Source organism: Corynebacterium pilbarense (assembly GCF_026930265.1).
Lineage (GTDB): Bacteria > Actinomycetota > Actinomycetes > Mycobacteriales > Mycobacteriaceae > Corynebacterium > Corynebacterium pilbarense.
On record NZ_JANRML010000126.1, the window covers coordinates 1 to 574 of the forward strand.

The window sequence follows — 574 nt, forward strand, 5'->3', positions numbered from 1 at the left end:
TGATCACATCATGGGACCAAATGAAGCAGAAATTTCTGAACAAATACCAGGACTACTGCAGAACAAGAGAAAAGAAGGAGGAATTGTTTAAAATGATGCAGAAAGAAGATGAGAATCTAGAAGACTTTGTAGAAAGGCTTCAATACAATCTCCAAAGGTCCATCCATCCCAATGTAAGTAAGGACATACTCAAAACCATTTTATTAAAAGGAGTAAGGGATAACTCTCTGGATATGCTGAATATGCTTGGAAAAGGGGACATATCCAAGGAATCATATGATGAAATTGTCAACTTATGCAAAAGATGTTCAAGGGGAGCTGCAAGAAACAAATCGAATAGCAGGGATACTACATTCTCTAGAGTCCAAAAATCAGCCAATGGAGGAGCAACAAGAGCTGAGATAGGAAATTTGCTTGAAGAATTCAAGACTGAAATGATGAGCTCTTTGGCTTCACAAATGGATACCCTGCAGATCAAGAAAAAGCATGCAGAAGTAGAAGCAGCCTTGTCTATATTTTGTCCTCAATGCAGAGATAAGCACCCAAAAAGAGAATGTCCATTGGACAGGAAACC

The 574-nt window shown here is 38.7% G+C and carries 1 protein-coding gene; it reads left to right on the forward strand.

Going from position 1 to position 574, the window contains the following annotated elements; all coding sequences use genetic code 11:
- Positions 1-20 precede the first annotated feature (20 nt).
- A partial coding sequence (locus NUW87_RS11540; RefSeq protein WP_269028674.1) for a hypothetical protein occupies positions 21-574 on the forward strand: 554 nt, incomplete at its 3' end.